The organism is Nocardia sp. NPDC051832 (genome assembly GCF_040681285.1).
Lineage (GTDB): Bacteria > Actinomycetota > Actinomycetes > Mycobacteriales > Mycobacteriaceae > Nocardia.
The window spans coordinates 453,956-470,653 of sequence record NZ_JBFAYL010000005.1 but is presented as its reverse complement, the minus strand read 5'-3'; the positions used below and the strand labels follow the sequence as shown (position 1 = coordinate 470,653).

Genomic DNA, 16,698 nt, shown 5'->3' with positions numbered 1-16,698 from the left:
TCTAGTCCTTGGCGGTGTCTTGTAGGGCGGCGGTTCCGGCGCGCAGGAGGGGGTCCACCATGTCGCCGACGCCGGCGAAGCCGGAACCCACGGTCTGGCCGTGCAGGTAGCGGTAATGGATGCCCTCGGCGATCACCGCGAGCTTGAACGACGCCAGCGCGACGTAGAACCCGATGTGGGTCAGGTCGAGGCCGGCGCGGCGGGCGTAGCGGTCCAGCAGTGCGGTTTCGGGGAGGAAGCCCGGCGCGGTGGCCACGTCGGTGACGCCGGGCATGCGGCGCGCGCCCATCCGCTGATAGACCAGCAGCAGGCCGATATCGGTGAGCGGGTCGCCGAGGGTGGCCATCTCCCAATCCAGGACCGCCGCGACGTGATCCTGGGTGTCGATCAGCACATTGTCGAGCCGGTAGTCGCCGTGCACGATCCGGGTCGCCGCGGACGGGGGTTGCTGTGCGGCGAGCAAGGCGTGGAGTTCGTCGGCGGCGGGCAGGTCCCGGGAGTGCGAGGCGTCGAGCTGTTTCTTCCACCGCCGCACCTGGCGTTCCAGGAAGCCTTCCGGCCGCCCGAAATCCGCCAGGCCCACTGCGGCCGGGTCGACGGAGTGCAGGGCGGCGAGGGTGTCGATCAGGCCGGTCGACACCGCCGACGTGCGGGCCGGGCCCAGCGCCGCGAGCTCGGCGGCGCTGCGATAGGGGGTTCCGGCGACGAATTCCATCAGATAGAACGGCGCACCGAGGATCTCGGGGTCCGCGCACAGCGCGTAGGTGGCGGGCACCGGCACCTCGGTGCCGGCGAGCGCGCTGATCACCCGATGTTCCCGGGACATGTCGTGTGCGGTGGGCAGCACATGGCCCAGTGGGGGCCGGCGCAGCACGAATGTTGTCGCGCCGTCGGTGATTTCGTAGGTCAGGTTGGATTTGCCGCCCGCGATCAGGTGGCCGGTCAGCGGCGCTGCGGCCAGATCGGGCCGGTGCTCGGCCAGCCAGGCGGCGAGGCGGTCCAGATCCAGGCCCGGTAGGTCGCCGGAATCGCTCGAATTGCTCATCACCGCACCAATTTTGCGACGCGCTCGGGCAGGGCGGCTCGGATTCGCGGTGCGCGGGGCCGCCTGGCGTCGATCCTGTTCACGGGGTGGGTCCTCTCCGAGCTCGCGCAAGAGCACAGCAACTTACTAAGCGCTTGCTAAGTTCCTGCCACCCTGCGTGATGAAAGCCCGGCGGTCAAGGGGTTCGGGGAAACCCGCGGGTCACCGCGTAGACCACCGCTCGGTAGGTGAGGATCGCCGGGACCACGATCAGCAGCATTAGGCGCAGCGCGAGCACCGCGGCGGTGATCGCCAGGTACGTCGGGCCCGCGCCGTCGGGTGAACCGAAGCCCTGGCGCGCCGAGAGCGCCGCGGCGATCGGATGCAGGGCGAGGTACAGCACGAGCGGGATCAGCGCGATGCGCAGCCGACGCCACAGGATGCGCGGGGTGGGCAACTGACGCCACACCGTGCGCGGGGCGGGGAGTTTCATGGCGCCAGCTCCGGTCCGGAAGTGAGGAAGGCGAGCAGCAGGGCGTTGCCGATCACGCCGCCGGTCGCGAAGCGCAGGCGGTCGCCGCTACGCAGCGGCAGGCCGAGCAGGTTGGTGGTGCGGTAGAGGCGGGTGAAGGTTTCGGGGTGGTCGAAGGCGCGGGCGGGCGCGAGGGCGAAACCGGTGGCCGACACCGAGACTCCGAGCAGGACCGGGCCGCTGTCCATGTCGCCGGGGCCGTCGTGGCCCTCGCCGTATTCGTGGATGCCGCTGAAGCCGAGCACCGTGCGTTCCTGGCCGAACAACGCGAGGGCCAGCTCGCGGGCCAGGGCGCGGTCGGCGAAACCGGCGAAGTAGGCGGCCAAGCCGGTGCCGGAGGCGCGTGGCGCGTCGTGGGCGCGGCCGTCGACGCCCATGCGCTGGATGATCAGTCCGGTGTCCCGATCGATCTGGGTGGCGCGCACCTGCCGCGCCCAGTGCGTGAGGACCGCGGTGTGGTCGGTGCCGGTCGCCCGGCCGTGCACCGCGATGGCGGCGGCTACCGCGGCGACGTCGGTCGGGTAGGCCTCGCCGGGGAAAGTGTCGAGCAGCGCAGTGGGTGCGGCCAGCAGCCGGCGTTCGTAGGCAGCGATCAACATGTCGTGCTGGGCGGCGAGATCGGCGGGAAAGTCCGGATCGATCAGGCGGGCCATGCCGAGGGCGAGCGCGGGATAGGAGAGGTAGGCGTGCCCGTTCGGGCTGCCGGGCACCGCCAGTCCGTCCTCCCCGTGCCAGGCCGAGGTGAATTCGGCGCGCATGGCGGGCAGCAGGCTCTTGGCGGCGGCGCGAGTCGCGATGGGGGCGTACCGCTCTCGCCACTGCGGGTGCGCGAGGCTGACCTGGGACAGACCCAGCGCGGTCATCTGGTGTTCGAGCAGACCCCACATTCCGGTGAGCCCCTCAGCGCCCGCCGCGCGGCGGCGGTCATCCTCGGCTTGGAAGGCCACCAGCTCCTCGGCCAGACCTCGCGCCAGCGCGGGGTCGCCCCGAAACCAGTTGTCGGCGTCCCGCCCGCACCACCACCCGGGCAGCAAACCCGCGACCAGGACCGCCGCCACCACACCGATCCCAATCGCCGACCGGCGACGGGTGATCGACACACCGGACTCCGCCGGACTCGCACCTTTGTTCACGCTTCACCGTATCGGAATCGACCTGCCCAACTCCCCTGCACACCAACAACATTCACACAACCCGCACAACCCGCGCACAATCCGCACCCGATACCCCCGTCGAGGAGCCGCTCCCCCGCGCGAATCGCCCGGACGACGGGTCGAGCCGTGCGGGTGCTACTCCTCGGGTCCTACCCTGATCCCGGTCCCGTCCCGCGGTTCTCCAGCGAAAGCAGGTAGCTCATGGCGACATCGGCCGACATGCTCGTGCGTGATCTGGTCGCGCTCGGGGTGAGTCGCATCTACGGCATCGTGGGCGACAGTCTCAATCCGGTGGTGGATGCGGTGCGCCGGACCGAGGGCATCGAGTGGATCCATGTCCGGCACGAGGAGGCGGCGGCGTTCGCGGCGGCGGCCGAGGCGCAGCTGACCGGGCGACTGGCGGTGTGCGCGGGCAGTTGCGGTCCGGGCAACCTGCATCTGATCAACGGGCTCTACGACGCGCACCGCACCGGTGCGCCGGTGCTGGCGATCGCCTCGCACATTCCCTCGAGCCAGATCGGGACCGGGTTCTTTCAGGAGACCCATCCCCAGCAGCTGTTCGGCGAATGCAGTCATTACAGCGAACTGGTCTCCGCACCCGAGCAGCTGCCCCGGCTGCTGCGGATCGCGGTGCAGACCGCGGTCGGGGCGGGCGGGGTGTCGGTGCTGACCATTCCCGGCGATGTCAGCTCCCAGAAGGCGCCCGCGCAGCAGCCGCGGGGCACCGCGCCGGCGCAGCGGTCGCCGGTGGTGCCCGGTGCGGAGCGGATCGCCGAACTGGCCGAACGGCTCGACGGCGCCGAGAAGGTCATGCTGTTCTGCGGTGACGGGGTGCGCGACGCGCACGCGGAAGTGCTGGCGCTGGCCACCGCGCTCGCCGCGCCGGTGGGTCACAGCCTGCGCGGCAAACAGTGGATCCAATACGACAACCCCTTCGATGTCGGCATGAGCGGGCTGCTCGGATACGGCGCCTGCTACGAAGCGATGCACGAGGCGGACTGTGTGGTGCTGCTGGGCACCGACTTCCCCTACGACACCTTCCTGCCCCAGCAGCACACCATCCAGATCGACCACGACCTGACCCGCTTCGGCCGCCGCACACCGCTGGATCTGGCCGTGCACGGCGACGTCCGCGAAACCCTCGCGCTCCTGCTGGGCCGGCTGCGCCCGCGCACCGACCGGTCCTTCCTGGACCGGATGCTGCGCCGGCACGCCAAACTGCTGGACAAGGTCGTCGAGGCCTACACCACCGACATCGCCGACCGCACCCCCATACACCCCGAATACGCTGCCGCCCTGCTGGATTCGCAGGCCGCCGCGGACGCCGTGTTCACCGTCGACACCGGCATGGGCAATGTCTGGGCCGCCCGCTACCTCACCCCCAACGGCCGCCGCCGGGTGATCGGCTCGTTCCTGCACGGCTCGATGGCCAACGCGCTGCCGCACGCCATCGGCGCCCAGCTCGCCTACCCCGGCCGGCAGGTGGTCGCGATCTGCGGCGACGGCGGCCTGAGCATGCTGCTCGGCGAACTGCTGACGCTGCGCACCTACGACATCCCGGTGAAGGTCGTGGTGTTCAACAACGCCAGCCTCGGCATGGTGAAGCTGGAGATGATGGTCGACGGCTACCCCTCCTTCGGCACCGACCATCCCGTCGTGGACTTCACCGCCATCGCCCGCGCCTGCGGCCTGCCCGCGGTCCGGGTGGACCAGCCCAGCGGGATCGAAGAAGGCCTCCGCGTCACCTTCGCCACCCCGGGCCCCGCGGTGCTGGAGTTGATCACCGACCCGAACGCCCTGTCCATCCCACCCAAGATCACCGGTGAGATGTTGCGCGGATTCGCCCTCAGCGCCGGCCGCACCGTCCTGGGCGGCGGTGTCGGCACGATGGTCGAACTGGCGCGCGGCAACCTGCGCAACATACCGCGGCCCTGACCGTAGGCAGGGTTCGAACATCGGCCGAGCGCAAAGCCCAGAGCGCGGAGCAATGCACTCGGGGCTAGGCGGTCGAGCGGAGGGCGCGGCGGGACCAGTACGGGGAGTCGAAGCGGTGTTCGGCGGCGTAGTGGTCGGCGCGGTCGAGCAGGTAGCGGGTGCAGGCGTGGTCGAGGGCTGCTTCGTAGGCGGTGAGAGTTTCGGGCCAGGGGGCGTGGGCGTCGAGGAGGGATTCGATGGTGGCGGTGGCGGACGCAGCGGAGGTCAGGGCGTGCAGGATGCCGTTGCCGGAGGCTGGGTCCAGGGCGAGGGCGGCGTCGCCGACTGCCAGCCAGGGGCCGGAGGTGGGGTCGATGTCGCGGCGCAGGCGCTGGCTGGTGGCAGCGTAGACGCGGGGCGGCGGGGTGGGAGTGCCGACTTGCACGCGGTGCAAGGTTTCGGTGGCGGCGGTCAACGCGGTGTGGAATCCGCGGGGGGTGGACAAGTGGTGCCGGGCGCAGAGATCGGCGTCGGTCATCAGGACGGCGATCATGGTTGTGCCCGGTGGGAGTGGGGCGGTGTACCACCAGCCGAGTTCGGTGGTTTCCAGTAGGAGCGGGTGCTGGTGGGCGTCGGGGATGTGGTGCCAGCGCAGCGCTACTCCGACTTGGCGGTCGAACCGGATCGGGCGGGCGCCGAGGGTGCGGGCGGGCCCGGCGAAGCGGCCGGTCGCGTCCACCAGGACCCGGGCCGAGAGCTCCCGGCCGGTGCGGGTGCTCAGGTGCCAGTGCCGTCCATCCCAGCCGGTGATCCGGGCGGACTCGCCCTCGAACAGCGCCGCGCCCGCCTCGGTGGCGGCGGTCGCGAGCAGACGGTCCAGTGCGCGCCGATCGACCTGCCAGCCGCAGCCGTAGGGATCGAGCAGGTGCGAGCGTTCGGTGACGCCGCCCCAGTGACTGCGAATACCCCACCCCGGCAACGGGTTCAGGGCGCGGAATCGATCCCAGAGGCCCAGCGCCGACAGCGGCGCGCGGATCTCCGGCGGCAGGGATTCGCCGATCCGGGGCTCGCTGTAGCGGGTGCGTTCGATCAGCGCGACCCGGCGGCCGGAGCGGGCCAGCCGCCGCGCGGTCGCCGCCCCGGCCGGACCGCCGCCGAGGACGACGACGTCGAACACCTCACTTGTCCTGTCGGTCGTGCTCGCAGTGTCCTTCGAGGCACTTGCGCAGATGGGCCAGATTCAGTCCGAGCGCCCGCAGTTTGCGTTCCAGTTCCGGAGTGATGGTGCCGCCGGGTCCGAGCAGGCAGCGCAGCAGAGCGCACCAGCGCTGCTCCTGTTCGCGCAGGACCTCGATCAACCGGCCGCCGCCACCGGCCGCGGTTTCGGCGTCGTGGTCGCCGCCACGCCAGACCCCGGCCGTGCGGGTCGTCTCGCGGGTGAACGGGACTCCCGCTCGGGTCCAGCCGCGGGCGCGCACCCGGATCCGGTGCAAACCGGTACCGGCGGCAGCGAACTCGGCGGTGTAGCGGTCACCGTCGCGGGCGAACGGCACCGTCGCGGTGGTGTGGTCCGGGCCCGTCACCTCCGCCCACACCGACACGGTCTCGGCGGGCAGAGCGAGACCGGATTGGGTGACAGTCGCCTGCAAGCGCACCGAAGCGCCCGGCTCCCAGCCGGTTTGGTGCACCTCGGCGCGCAGCGACACCGCGGAATACGCGTGCACGATCACGCTGTAGGGCACCCCGCGATCAACCACCGCTCTCGAGCCGCGACCAGCCTGATCCTGCTGTTCACCGCCCGCCGCACTCGGCTCGCCAGCGGCCTGATTCTCCAGTTCGCTGTGCTCGACCCCAGTATTCGGCTCGTCGACTGCACGACCCTCTTGTTCGGCGAGGCGGACGCGGCGGCGCAGCTCGTTGCGATCCCGCGGCACCACATGCGGATGCGGCGGCGGATCGGCGTGCAAGCCCAGCGCGATCTCGCGGTGCACGCCGCCGTCGGCGGCGGGTTCGGTCGGCGGTGCTCCCAGGGTGAGCAGCACATGCCAGGTGCCGGCCCGGTCGAAGCGATCCGGGATCAGCTGGGCGGGCAGCACCAGCCGGTAGTAGCTGACACCGGAACCGAGCACGTACCGCATCGACGGCTCGGCGGTGGCGCGCCAGGGTTCGAGCAGGAATCCGTTCGGGGTCTGCAATCGGAAGTCGATGCCCGACACTCGCGGGCTGAGCAGGATCACATCCACACCGGCGTCGGCGTCGGTGATCTGGAACGGGATCCGGTGCACCGCGCCGGGCGAGAGCCGGCCGTCCGGGTCGAGCACCACCTCGGCGTTGCTGACTCCGGCCAGGATCTGCAGGAAATGCTTTTGCAGCACGAAGGTGTTGTCCACCCCGATCGCGCCGGTGACCAGCAGGTATCCGCCGTTGTTGCCGGAAATGGTCTGGAGTGCGGGCGCACTGGTGTTCTGCGCGGTGCCCAGGCCGATGGCGTAGGTGCGTTCGGTGAGATCACCGGCGACGTCGGCGATATAGCGGGCCCGGTTCTCGTTGCCGTCGGTCAGCACCGTCAACGCCCGCACATCGAAGTCCGCGCCGGTGGCGTCGAGGATCCCGCGGCCTTCGGCGAGACCATCGCCGATGGAGGTCGCGCCGTCCGGATCGAAGTCCGCGCCGCGGATCGCCCCGAGGGTGCTCGCACGGTTGGCGTCGGACAGCCCGCCGGCCCCCAGCCGCAGCACCGGCTGCACGACCTGGGCGTCCTGGTTGTAGCGGACCAGGCCGACGCCGTCGCCTTCGAGCATGACGTCGACGAAGATCTCCGCGGCCTGTTGCAGCGCATGATGTTTGCTCTGCCCGTCGCCGCGGTCCTCGGCCATGCTGCCGGACCGGTCCAGCACCAGTGCGACCGCCGCGGTGGTGCGGGCGACCGTGCTGGCGTCGATGGTCAGGCTCCAGGTCCGGCCGCTGACCGGTTCGAGCACGGTGACGGTCTGGGTGGGGATCGCCGAGGGCGCGGCGCCGGTGCGGTAGATGACCCACAGCCGGGCCGTGGCGACCTCCGCGCCGCTGGTCGGGCCGACGGTGACATCGGTGTTGTGGGCCACCAGTTGCGGGTGCGCGGGCGCGCCGCCCGGCGCGTACTGCAAGGTGACCGGCCCGCCCGGCGCGACCACCTCGAAGCTGATCGCCAGCACCTGTTCGCGCACCATCCCCATCGGGCCCTGCGAGACGTCGAGGAAGTTCAGCGACGGGGTGAGCAGCGTGATCGAGGCCTGGTCGCAGCGTTCCACCTCCACATGCGCCGTGCCCTGCCGGGTCACGAAACCGAGGCTGTGCCAGCGCTGCACCATGTCCATATAGCTGCCCAGCCCGCGGGTCCACTCCTGATACCCGCTCGCGCCTTGCACGGTGACCCGGTTCGGGCGCGGCACCGGCCACCAATTGCTGCCGCAGGCAAAGAAATCCGCCTGCCACGGCAGCGCCATCGACGCGGACAGCGTGCCCGCGGCGGCGACCGTGTGATCGACGCGGAACGCCGCGGCGTAATTCGCCGGATCCAGGATGGGGCGGTTGGCCGAATCCTTGCCGCCGGCCTCGATGCCGGGGAAGAACGCGCCGCCGACGCAGGCGTCGAGGGCGGCCCGGTCCATACCGTCCGGGGTGACCGTGGCTTCCGGTGCGGGAACGCCGGTCCAGTCGTCGACGAAATCGGTGTTGTCGCGCCAGCGCCGTAGATGGGTGAGCTGGATGGCGGTCAGCTCCGAATCCGAGCCGGCGAGATCGGGCATGTTGCCGTCGGGACGCAACCGGCGGTAGATCCGGGACTTGGTGGCCGGGTCGGTCACCGGGTCGGGCCAGCGGTGCACGAACTCCGCCTCGTACACCCAGCGGGTGTCGCGGGCGCGCTGCAGAATCGGGTACACGTCGTGGGTGTAGGAGGTGTTCGCCGGGGCGGTCGCCCGGCCGGCGTCGACCATCGCTTGCAGCAGCCGGTCGTACAGGGTGGTCGAGCTGTCCTGGTGCGGCGCGAATTTCGGGGGCGCGGAGATCACCCAGGCGCCTTCGACCGCGGGGCTCGCACCGGTGGCGTGCAGGGTGATGGCCGCCGAGACCGGTCCGTCGGCGATATCGTCGTACCAGCCGGGGTTGCCCCAGAAGTCGACGATGCCGTTGCCGCCCGGCGAGGCCGAGGTACCCGCACCGGCGAAGACCAGCAGCCGGTTGTCGTTGTCGGTGCGCATCTCCCCCAGCGGCACCGTGACCACCGGCTGTCCGGCGAACCGAATCACCCCGCCTTCGAACACTTTTCGCTGCACCGGGCCCGTGGTGGTCTGCGCGCCGGGGTCGATGATCAGATCGGCGGCGGGCTCGCTGTTGCCGCGGTCCGGATAGGCGGCTTTGCTGTTGACCAGCCCCACCGTCCAGGTGATGTCGGCGTCGGCGCCGGTGATCTCGGTCGCCGTCCCGTCGTCGTGATGGGCGAAGATCCGGAACCGCGCCGCCTGCCGTTTGACCCGGCACTGCGGATCCTTGAAGCCGCCGGGCGGATCGGGCAGCTCGTTGCGTCGCTCCGGGCCGATGAAGAACTCCGGACTGTTGCCGACTCGTGCGATCCCGATCGCCGGATGTATGCGATATGTCGTAGCCATGGCGTCCTCCCTGCACCGCCACCCCACCGTACGCTCCGGAATTCGCCCCGAACAGGCACTTTCGGCGTTTCGCCGCACGCGGTGACAGCGTGGTGACGGCGCGGTCGGTTAGCTCAGGACGGGCCGGTGACCCGGTGCACCCGGCAGTACTCGACGTGCAGCCACTGCCAGTGGCCGTCGACGGTGATCTCGGCGCAGCAGTGGGTGTCGGGCTGCTCGTGCATGTGGCGGGGGCATTCCTCGATCAGTGCGCGCAGCCGGTCACCTTCGAGGGCGAAGGCCGTCCGGCTGCCGGTGAGGAAGAGGGTGTCGGCGGCAATCGTCTGCCGCAGAATGTCTTTGAAGCCGCGGTGGTGCCGGGTTGCCGCGCTCGCATCCGGGACGGCCGGTAATCCGCGGCAGACGACGGTGTGCGGGCGGCCGCCGGTCAGCTTGGCTCGTACGTCCTTCCAGCGTGCGGCCGGGAAGCCGAGGCTGTGATGCAACAACACCAGGTCCAGCGCCGGTTCGGTGCCGTGGCCGTATTCGTTGCATCCGATTCCGTTGTGCCGCAAGGGAAGATAGACGAGCGTTCGCGGCGAACGGGCCGCCAGGGCCCACGCCATGGCCAGGGTCCTCGCGGCCGTCTTGTCGACGGTGATCTGCACGCCGTGACAGCCCTCGTGCAGGGGTGCGTGCTCGATCGGGCGCGCGGGGCGGACCACCCGATATGCCTCCCGCCCCAACCGCACCGTGTTGATCAGCGTCCGCCAGCGCTGCCCTTCCAGCCGCACTCCCCCTCCTCCGGTTGTCCCGGGGTGGACGGTAGGTCAGCGGGCGTGCCGCGGACAAGCGGAATTCCGTGATCGGGTCAGCGCACGGTGATCACGCGGCTGTGCCATCCCGTGGCGCCGTCGGGGAACGGCGTGGCGCGCTGGTCGGTCTGTGGTGTGCCGGTGGCGTCGGTGGCGCGCACGCGCAGGGTGTGGGTGCCGGGGGTCGCCTGCCAGCGCCAGGTCCACTGTCGCCAGGTGTCGGTGGAGTATTCGGCCGCGAGAGCGGCGGGCTGCCATGGCTGGTCGTCGACCTGGACCTCGACGGCGGTGATGCCTCGCCGCTGTGCCCAGGCGACGCCCGCGACGATCACCTCGCCCGCGCCGACGGTGGCGAAGGCGGAAGGGACGTCGATACGGGAGGCGGTTTTGATGGGGGCGCGATCGGCCCAGCCGCGTTCGGTCCAGTAGGCCGCGGCCCGGTCGAATCGGGTTACTTCCAGGTCGGTGACCCATTTGGTGGCAGACACATAGCCGTAGAGGCCGGGGACGATCAGCCGGGCCGGGTAGCCGTGCGCGATCGGCAGCGGTTCGCCGTTCATGCCGATCGCCAGCAGTGCGTCACGGCCGTCGGTGATCGCCGACAGCGGTGTGCTCGCGGTGAATCCGTCGACGCTGCGCGAGAGCAGCATGTCCGCGTCCGGGCGGACACCGGCCTCGGCGAGCAGTTCCGCCAGCGGGTAGCCCAGCCAGTGCGCGGTACCGGCGAGGTCACCGCCCACCTCGTTCGACACACAGGTGAGAGTGATGATCCGCTCCACGGCAGGCCGGCGGCGGAGCGCGTCGAAGTCGATCACCACGGGCCGATCCACCATCCCGTGGATGCGGAGCCGCCAATCCGCGCTGGCCAGCGCGGGCAGCTGGAGGGCGGTGTCGACTCGGTAGAACCGGTCGTTCGGAGTGACGAACGAGGTGAGGCCGTCGACTCGCGGCCGCGCCTCCGGCGGGATCGCCGGAGCCGGATTCGCCGTGCGCGGCAACAGGAAACGAGCACGGTCGGCCACGACGTCGTGCAGGCGCGCCGACAGCGCACGCCCCAGCGCGGCTGTGCCGATGACTACCGCACTCACGCTCGCCGCCGTGATCAGAAACTTGCGGCGGGACGGGCTCGCCGCAGCCACACCCACGATCGGCCCGGCCACAGCCGGAGGCCGGAACAGGTGACCCGTTATCAGCAGCCGCAGCACCAGGATGCCCGCGAGCACACCCACCACTGTCGGGAGCACGAACCACGGTGTGGCCGTGGGCCTTTGCCATGCCGCCACCGCTGTTACGCCGCCGAGGACCAGCAGCAGTGCGCTGCCCAGTGGACGCCGGCGCTCGAGCAGGCCCGCGATCGCGGCGCCGAGCACCATCACCACCGCCATCGAGGCGAACAGCGCCTGTTTGTCGCGGTCGCCGAAGCGGCGGATCGCGGCATCCTTCAACTCGTGCGGCGTGAGGTCGACCATGGTGGCGCCGAGGGCGTAGAACGGCGAGGAGGCGGGGTCGACCAGCACGGCGACCAGATGACCCACGCTCAGCACCGTCGCCGCGGCCAGCACACCCGCCCCCGCCGCGGGCACCCGGCCGATCCGCCGCGCGGGCGAATCGGGTTCGGGTGCCGCGGGTTCGGCGTTCATGCTCAGGCCGGCGGCATGAGAACGGAGTCGATCAGGTAGACCGTGGCGTTCTTGGTCTGCACGCCACCGCAGATCACCGACGCATCGGCGACTTTGATGGAGTCGCCGGAGCCGGTGACGGTCACCTGCGCGCCCTGCACCGTCTGGTGCGTGCCGGCGATCTTGTCGGGCGCGATCCGGCCCGGAACCACGTGGTAGGTCAGGATCTTGGTGAGGGTGGCCGAATCGGTCTTCAGCGTATCGATGGTCGCGGGCGGCACCTTCGCGAACGCGGCGTCCACGGGCGCGAAGACCGTGAACTCTCCGCCGTTGAGTGTGTCGACCAGGTTCACCTGCGGGTTCAACTTGCCCGACACCGCCGAGACCAGCGTGGTCAGCAGCGGATTATTGGAGGCCGCCACCGCCACCGGATCCTGGGCCATACCGCTGACCGAACCCGCTCCGGTGGGCACCTGCGCGGCATAGTCCTTACAGCCGGGTCCCACCAGATCGGCGGCCGCGGCGTTCGGCATGGATGTGGCGGTTGTGGTGGGCGCTGCCGAGGTCGCCGAGGCGGTACCCGAGTCGCTGTCGCTGGAGCAGGCGCTCGCACCCGTGACGGCGGCTGCCATCGCGAGGGCTGCGACGGTCCTGCGAGAGAGAAGCTTCATGATCGTTCCTTTGATTGATGGGAGGGACGGTCACCGGCCGGAGCTCGGGGGGAGAAGTGGCTCGGCCGGTGACGGTCCTACTGCGGGGCGGCTCGGCCCCTGGCGGCGCTCACGTATCCCAAAACAGCGCCGCAAGGATTTCGCTCCGAACAGCGCATAGGTTTGGTCCCACGGGGAAACAATCGAAGCGAAAGAAATCCGATCCGGGCACCAAACCGGGCCGGGTGGCGTATCGAAGTCCAGGTGAACGCCGTATCACCCCAACTGACGGAGACACAGCGCTATGGCGGATGAACGCCGCATCCTGTCGCTCACCCACGAGCGCACAGCAGCACCGGAGGCCTGCCCGGCACACCGTCCGGCCCCCGACCCGGAGGTGACCCGCCGGCTCGCGGGGCTGCTGCACCGCGTCGCCGACGGTGACCGGGAAGCCTTCACCCAGTTCTATCGCTCCACCCACGACCGGGTCTTCGGGCTGGCGTTGCGGGTGCTGCGCCGGCCCGCGACCGCCGAGGAGATCACCCAGGAGGTGTACCTGTATGTCTGGAACACCGCCGAGCAGTACGACCTGCGCCTGGCGAGCCCGATCGGGTGGCTGATGATGCTGACCCACCGCCGCGCCGTCGATCGGGTGCGCACCGAATCCTCGGCCAGCATCCGCGATCTCACCTACGGGCATCGCCAGCTCGGGCGCGATCACGACATCGTCGCCGAGACCGTCGGACAGCGTTCGGAGGAACGCGCCGTCGTCGCCTGCCTGGACACCCTCACCGACACCCAGCGCGAAACCGTCGCACTCGCCTACTACGGTGGCCGCACCTACTCCGAAGTCGCGCAGCACCTGGGCATTTCGCTCAACACCGTCAAAACGCGCATCCGCGACGGCCTCAAACGACTCCAGAACTGCCTGACAGAAACGATGCGCGATGCCTGACATCTACTCCGCCGCCGACCTGCCCGACCTCGCGTACCCCTACGCCTTGGACGCGCTGTCCGAGACGGACGCCCGGGCCGTCGAGCATCTGCTGGATCATGCCGACGAGGACTCCGCCGCGGACTTCCGCGCCACCGTGCGCGATCTGCGCGAAACGCTCGCCGCCATGACCGCGGTCGATGCCGTTCCCGCGCCGCCCAGTGTCGAGGAAGCGTTGCTGCGCGCACTCGAAGCCCAGGACGGACCCGCGGATTCGACGGACCGGGCGAACGGGTTCGCGGCGGCGGAGTCACCGCAGCGGCTGGGCCGGCGGTGGCTCGCGCTCGCCGCGGCGGTCGCCGTCGTGGTCGGCGTCGCCGCCGGAATCACGGTGTACCGCAACCAATCCGGGCCCGGTGCGATCACCGCCGAGCAGGTGCGCACGCACAGTGACACCCAGCAGCGCACCGTTCCGGTCACCGGGGGCGGCACCATCACTGTCGACGTGTCCCGCGAACTCGGCGCGGCGATCGTCTCCTTCGACGCCGTCCCGCCGCCGCCGGCGGATCACACCTATCAGCTGTGGTTGATCTCCGGGGCCGACAAGGTCGATTCGGCAGGCGTCCTGAGCACCTTGCCCACCAGCCGCGCCCCGATGCTGATGCGTTTCGGCGACGCCGGTCAGCTCGCGGTCTCGGTGGAACCGGAGGGCGGTTCGGTCGCACCCACCACCGATCCGGTGGTCGGTGTGCCGCTGACGTGAGCGGCCGGCTCGGCGCGGGTCAGGCGTGCGCCGGGGTGCGCGTCTCGGCACTCGCGCCGAGTGCCTCCTTGCCGGAACGGGCGGACCACAGGGCCAAGGCGATCATCAATCCGAAGGCCACGAGGGCGGTGCTGGTGCGCAGCGCGTGGAAGATGTCCCAGCGGGTGAGGATTTCGGCGTAGTTCTCCGGTGCGCCCGCGGTGACCCAGCGGTTGATCTGATGATTGATCGGCACGTTGCCCAGGCGGGTGATGCCGAAGGAGGCGACGACCAGGGCGGCGGCCGCGCCCGCCATCCGGCGGGCCCGGCCGGTGCGCAGGACCGCCAGCCCGAGGCAGCTCAGCGCGGCGGCCGCCATGGTGAGTTGCATGCTGATGCTGTTGGCCTTCATGAGCGCGGTGTGGAACTCCAGGCGCATCTGCAGCGGAACCCGATGGAACGTCGGCGCGAGGTTGGCGAGGCCGTAACCGAATGCGCCGGCGAGCAATCCGGTGCTGAGTACCGCGACGGCTTGGATGAGACGAGTGCGCATGAGAACTCCTGAAGATGCTCTAGACTTCTTACAACGCTGTAAAGGTTAGAGTCGATCGATAACTTTGACAAGGGTGTAAGAATTTGGCTGCTTCCAGGGAACCACGGCGCCGCGCCGACGCCGAGCGCAGCAGGGCGGCGATCCTCGACGCCGCGAGCCGCCTCCTGGCGGAGGGGGTGGAGACCGGCGGGCTGGCGGCCGTCGCGGAGGCCGCCGGTGTCACGCGGCAAACCGTCTACGCCCACTTCGCTAGTCGCGAAGAGCTTTTCGCGGCAGTCGCCGAGCGGATCAGCGCCGATACGGTCGCCGCACTCGACGCGGCCGACCTCGACACGGGTCCCGCGGCCGACGCGCTACTCCGCATCCTCGACCTCAGCTGGCGAGCCGTCGACCTGCGTCCCTTGAAACAGCGAGTCGCACCCGAACCCGGTCGGAGCCAACGCCTTCCACCTCCGGTCGCCGAACGCCTCATGCGCCTGCTGCGCCGCGGCCAGGACACCGGCGAATTCGACAGCGCCACCACAGCGCAATGGCTCGCGGCCACCCTCATCGCGATCACCCGCGCCGCGCGTGCGGAAGTCGAAGCCGGGCGGATGACCCGCGCAGCGGCCGAAAAGTCCCTGCACCAGAGCGCACTGCGACTGGTCGGGACCACCCAGCCCTGAGGCAGCGCCCACCCTCAGCGCTGCGGGGCCGTCAGTTCTCCGGCTGCACGCGGGCGCGCAGGATGGGCACACCGGTGCCGGACAGGTCCTCGCAGTAGGCGGCGCGGCCAGCCATCGCCATGGTGAGCGCGATGGTCGTTCCGGTGACCAGAGGGCCGGTGCCCACTGTGAAAGGACCGTCGGTCGCCTCCAAGCGCAAGTCCGCGATGGCGCGGTGGCTGGATACGGTGAAGTCGCGTGTGGCGAAGAATCGGGCGACCTCGGTGGCGGCTTGTGTCGACGGCGTTCGGGCCAGCCCGAGGGGACGGCGGATGTCTTGGGCGTGGACGACCGCCTCGCCCAGCCAGGCCGCCGTATGTCCGGACGGCGCGGTGGTGCTGGTGCGGACCGCCCGGAATCGTTCGAGGGTTTCCGCCGGGGTCGCACCACGATACGCGGCGATTTGGCGGGCGTTGTGCTTGTCGAAGTCGAAGCGGGCGCTCAGGACGCTGACCAGCCAGCGCCACCGGCCGACGCTCGCCCCGGCGGTGAGGTGGGCGACGACGTCCTCGACGACCCACTCCCCACACAGCGACGGCCGCCGCCATTGCTCGTCGGTCAAATCGGCGAGATCCTCGGCCAAGGCCGCGCGTTCCGCGTGGGCCATCGCCCAGAGGGCGTCGCGAGCAATGACTTCGGTCACTGGATACCTCCATGCTGGGGAGCCGCCCGGTGCGCACGCGGGAGCTCTTCGTAATCCAGACGGGACAGCTCGCGCGGATTCATCGGTGCGGCTACGTTCTATCAGCTGGCACGGAGGCCACTCGCCCCGGCCGCGGCCGGCTAGCCAGTTCCGTTGTCCCGCTGCGCCTTACGCTTGGCTCGCGCCATTCGCAGCAGGTAGGCCGGTGTCGGCGGCACCCAGCCCAATTGCACCGCCTGGCCGAGGTCGTCCCGGTTGGCCCAGTGCTCGATCACCTTGTCGTCGGCGATTCGCAGCCAATGGGTTTGGGTGACAGCGAAAGTCTTGCCGGTGGGCGGGAACACCTGATCCACTTGCCCGTCCTCGTCGTAGGCCACGAACGGGCCGACGTGCCGTCCGTGCATGGTGGTGTGCAGGGCGACCAGATCTCCCTCCACGACTGCGGATTCGACGGTGTGGCGCAGGTCCGCGTATGCGCCGCGCAGCCACAGGGCGGTGGCGTAATAGGCGGCGGGTCCCTGTCCGCGGGTGGCGGGCGGCTCCCCCTTCGCCTCGCGGTTGGTCGCCTCCGGATGGATTATCGCGTCGAAATCCGCACGCGTGCCGTCAGCCATGATGTGCACCGAGCGGATCGCCAGGGCACGGGCGGTATCGGCAGCGGTCGGGGCAGTCTTGTCCACTAGGACCTCGCAATCTATTGCACGCGAACTTGTCTCCAGTGTGTATCGACCGTCGTCGGCTGCTGGTTCAAATCCCGCGGACGCACCTCAGTCGAGCGGCGCGGTC

General features: G+C 70.2%; 15 protein-coding genes. 4 read left to right on the top strand and 11 right to left on the bottom strand.

Annotated elements, in window-relative coordinates:
• Nucleotide 1: 1 nt before the first annotated feature.
• From AB0M14_RS31665 to AB0M14_RS31655, 3 genes are all read right to left on the bottom strand, one after another.
• Entirely contained in the window at nt 2-1,045 is a 1,044-nt protein-coding gene (locus AB0M14_RS31665; RefSeq protein WP_365001608.1) for a phosphotransferase family protein, read from the bottom strand.
• A gap of 175 nt (nt 1,046-1,220) precedes the next feature.
• Complete coding sequence (locus AB0M14_RS31660) at nt 1,221-1,517, bottom strand: hypothetical protein (RefSeq protein ID WP_365001606.1); 297 nt, start codon at nt 1,515-1,517, stop codon at nt 1,221-1,223.
• Nucleotides 1,514-2,656: a hypothetical protein gene (locus AB0M14_RS31655; protein WP_365001603.1), complete on the bottom strand. Its 1,143-nt coding sequence runs from the start codon at nt 2,654-2,656 to the stop codon at nt 1,514-1,516. Before AB0M14_RS31655 ends, AB0M14_RS31660 begins: the two co-directional genes overlap by 4 nt.
• Before the next feature lie 255 nt (nt 2,657-2,911).
• On the opposite strand from AB0M14_RS31655, the gene AB0M14_RS31650 reads away from it, so the two are divergent.
• A complete protein-coding gene (locus tag AB0M14_RS31650) occupies nt 2,912-4,645 on the top strand; it encodes a pyruvate dehydrogenase (protein ID WP_365001600.1) in 1,734 nt (577 codons plus the stop codon).
• Between the two features lie 64 nt (nt 4,646-4,709).
• On the opposite strand, the gene AB0M14_RS31645 is transcribed toward AB0M14_RS31650, so the two are convergent.
• The 5 genes from AB0M14_RS31645 to AB0M14_RS31625 all read right to left on the bottom strand — a co-directional run bounded on the left by AB0M14_RS31645 (nt 4,710) and on the right by AB0M14_RS31625 (nt 12,318).
• Nucleotides 4,710-5,801, bottom strand: coding sequence for an FAD-dependent oxidoreductase (locus AB0M14_RS31645; RefSeq protein ID WP_365001597.1), 1,092 nt, complete (start codon nt 5,799-5,801; stop codon nt 4,710-4,712).
• Nucleotide 5,802: 1 nt separating this feature from the next.
• Entirely contained in the window at nt 5,803-9,273 is a 3,471-nt protein-coding gene (locus AB0M14_RS31640) for a LodA/GoxA family CTQ-dependent oxidase (RefSeq protein WP_365001595.1), read from the bottom strand.
• A gap of 113 nt (nt 9,274-9,386) precedes the next feature.
• On the bottom strand, nt 9,387-10,046 hold the full coding sequence (locus tag AB0M14_RS31635; protein WP_365001592.1) for a hypothetical protein: 660 nt from the start codon (nt 10,044-10,046) through the stop codon (nt 9,387-9,389).
• 77 nt (nt 10,047-10,123) lie between these two features.
• On the bottom strand, nt 10,124-11,707 hold the full coding sequence (locus tag AB0M14_RS31630; protein WP_365001589.1) for a molybdopterin-dependent oxidoreductase: 1,584 nt from the start codon (nt 11,705-11,707) through the stop codon (nt 10,124-10,126).
• Nucleotides 11,708-11,709: 2 nt separating this feature from the next.
• The gene (locus AB0M14_RS31625) at nt 11,710-12,318 is read right to left on the bottom strand and encodes a fasciclin domain-containing protein (RefSeq protein ID WP_365002037.1); all 609 of its coding nucleotides are present in this window, start codon (nt 12,316-12,318) and stop codon (nt 11,710-11,712) included.
• A 322-nt stretch (nt 12,319-12,640) separates the two neighbouring features.
• Between AB0M14_RS31625 and sigK the strand changes: the two genes are divergently transcribed.
• Together sigK and AB0M14_RS31615 are read left to right on the top strand one after the other, a co-directional pair.
• The gene (gene sigK, locus AB0M14_RS31620) at nt 12,641-13,291 is read left to right on the top strand and encodes an ECF RNA polymerase sigma factor SigK (protein WP_365001586.1); all 651 of its coding nucleotides are present in this window, start codon (nt 12,641-12,643) and stop codon (nt 13,289-13,291) included.
• Nucleotides 13,284-14,033: an anti-sigma factor gene (locus AB0M14_RS31615; RefSeq protein ID WP_365001583.1), complete on the top strand. Its 750-nt coding sequence runs from the start codon at nt 13,284-13,286 to the stop codon at nt 14,031-14,033. Before sigK ends, AB0M14_RS31615 begins: the two co-directional genes overlap by 8 nt.
• Nucleotides 14,034-14,052: 19 nt before the next feature.
• On the opposite strand, the gene AB0M14_RS31610 is transcribed toward AB0M14_RS31615, so the two are convergent.
• The gene (locus AB0M14_RS31610) at nt 14,053-14,565 is read right to left on the bottom strand and encodes an anthrone oxygenase family protein (RefSeq protein ID WP_365001580.1); all 513 of its coding nucleotides are present in this window, start codon (nt 14,563-14,565) and stop codon (nt 14,053-14,055) included.
• Nucleotides 14,566-14,648: 83 nt separating this feature from the next.
• Here AB0M14_RS31610 and AB0M14_RS31605 point away from each other — a divergent pair, with 83 nt between their 5' ends.
• Nucleotides 14,649-15,230 carry a TetR family transcriptional regulator gene (locus AB0M14_RS31605; RefSeq protein WP_365001578.1) on the top strand — a complete coding sequence of 194 codons (582 nt, stop codon included), beginning with the start codon at nt 14,649-14,651 and terminating at the stop codon, nt 15,228-15,230.
• A gap of 31 nt (nt 15,231-15,261) precedes the next feature.
• Here the strand turns inward: AB0M14_RS31605 and AB0M14_RS31600 are convergent, their stop codons facing one another.
• A complete protein-coding gene (locus AB0M14_RS31600; protein ID WP_365001575.1) occupies nt 15,262-15,912 on the bottom strand; it encodes a maleylpyruvate isomerase family mycothiol-dependent enzyme in 651 nt (216 codons plus the stop codon).
• Between the two features lie 140 nt (nt 15,913-16,052).
• Nucleotides 16,053-16,592 (bottom strand): ester cyclase, encoded by a 540-nt coding sequence (locus tag AB0M14_RS31595; RefSeq protein WP_365001572.1) that lies wholly within the window; start codon nt 16,590-16,592, stop codon nt 16,053-16,055.
• Between the last annotated feature and the right edge of the window lie 106 nt (nt 16,593-16,698).

Bases quoted from the DNA above. Each gene is read 5' to 3' on its own strand.
- AB0M14_RS31665 (WP_365001608.1), bottom strand. From the start codon at position 1,045: ATGAGCAATTCGAGCGATTCCGGCGACCTACCGGGCCTGGATCTGGAC.
- AB0M14_RS31660 (WP_365001606.1), bottom strand. From the start codon at position 1,517: ATGAAACTCCCCGCCCCGCGCACGGTGTGGCGTCAGTTGCCCACCCCG.
- AB0M14_RS31650 (WP_365001600.1), top strand. From the start codon at position 2,912: ATGGCGACATCGGCCGACATGCTCGTGCGTGATCTGGTCGCGCTCGGG.
- AB0M14_RS31640 (WP_365001595.1), bottom strand. From the start codon at position 9,273: ATGGCTACGACATATCGCATACATCCGGCGATCGGGATCGCACGAGTC.
- AB0M14_RS31630 (WP_365001589.1), bottom strand. From the start codon at position 11,707: ATGAACGCCGAACCCGCGGCACCCGAACCCGATTCGCCCGCGCGGCGG.
- AB0M14_RS31625 (WP_365002037.1), bottom strand. From the start codon at position 12,318: ATGGCAGCCGCCGTCACGGGTGCGAGCGCCTGCTCCAGCGACAGCGAC.
- sigK (WP_365001586.1), top strand. From the start codon at position 12,641: ATGGCGGATGAACGCCGCATCCTGTCGCTCACCCACGAGCGCACAGCA.
- AB0M14_RS31615 (WP_365001583.1), top strand. From the start codon at position 13,284: ATGCCTGACATCTACTCCGCCGCCGACCTGCCCGACCTCGCGTACCCC.
- AB0M14_RS31610 (WP_365001580.1), bottom strand. From the start codon at position 14,565: ATGCGCACTCGTCTCATCCAAGCCGTCGCGGTACTCAGCACCGGATTG.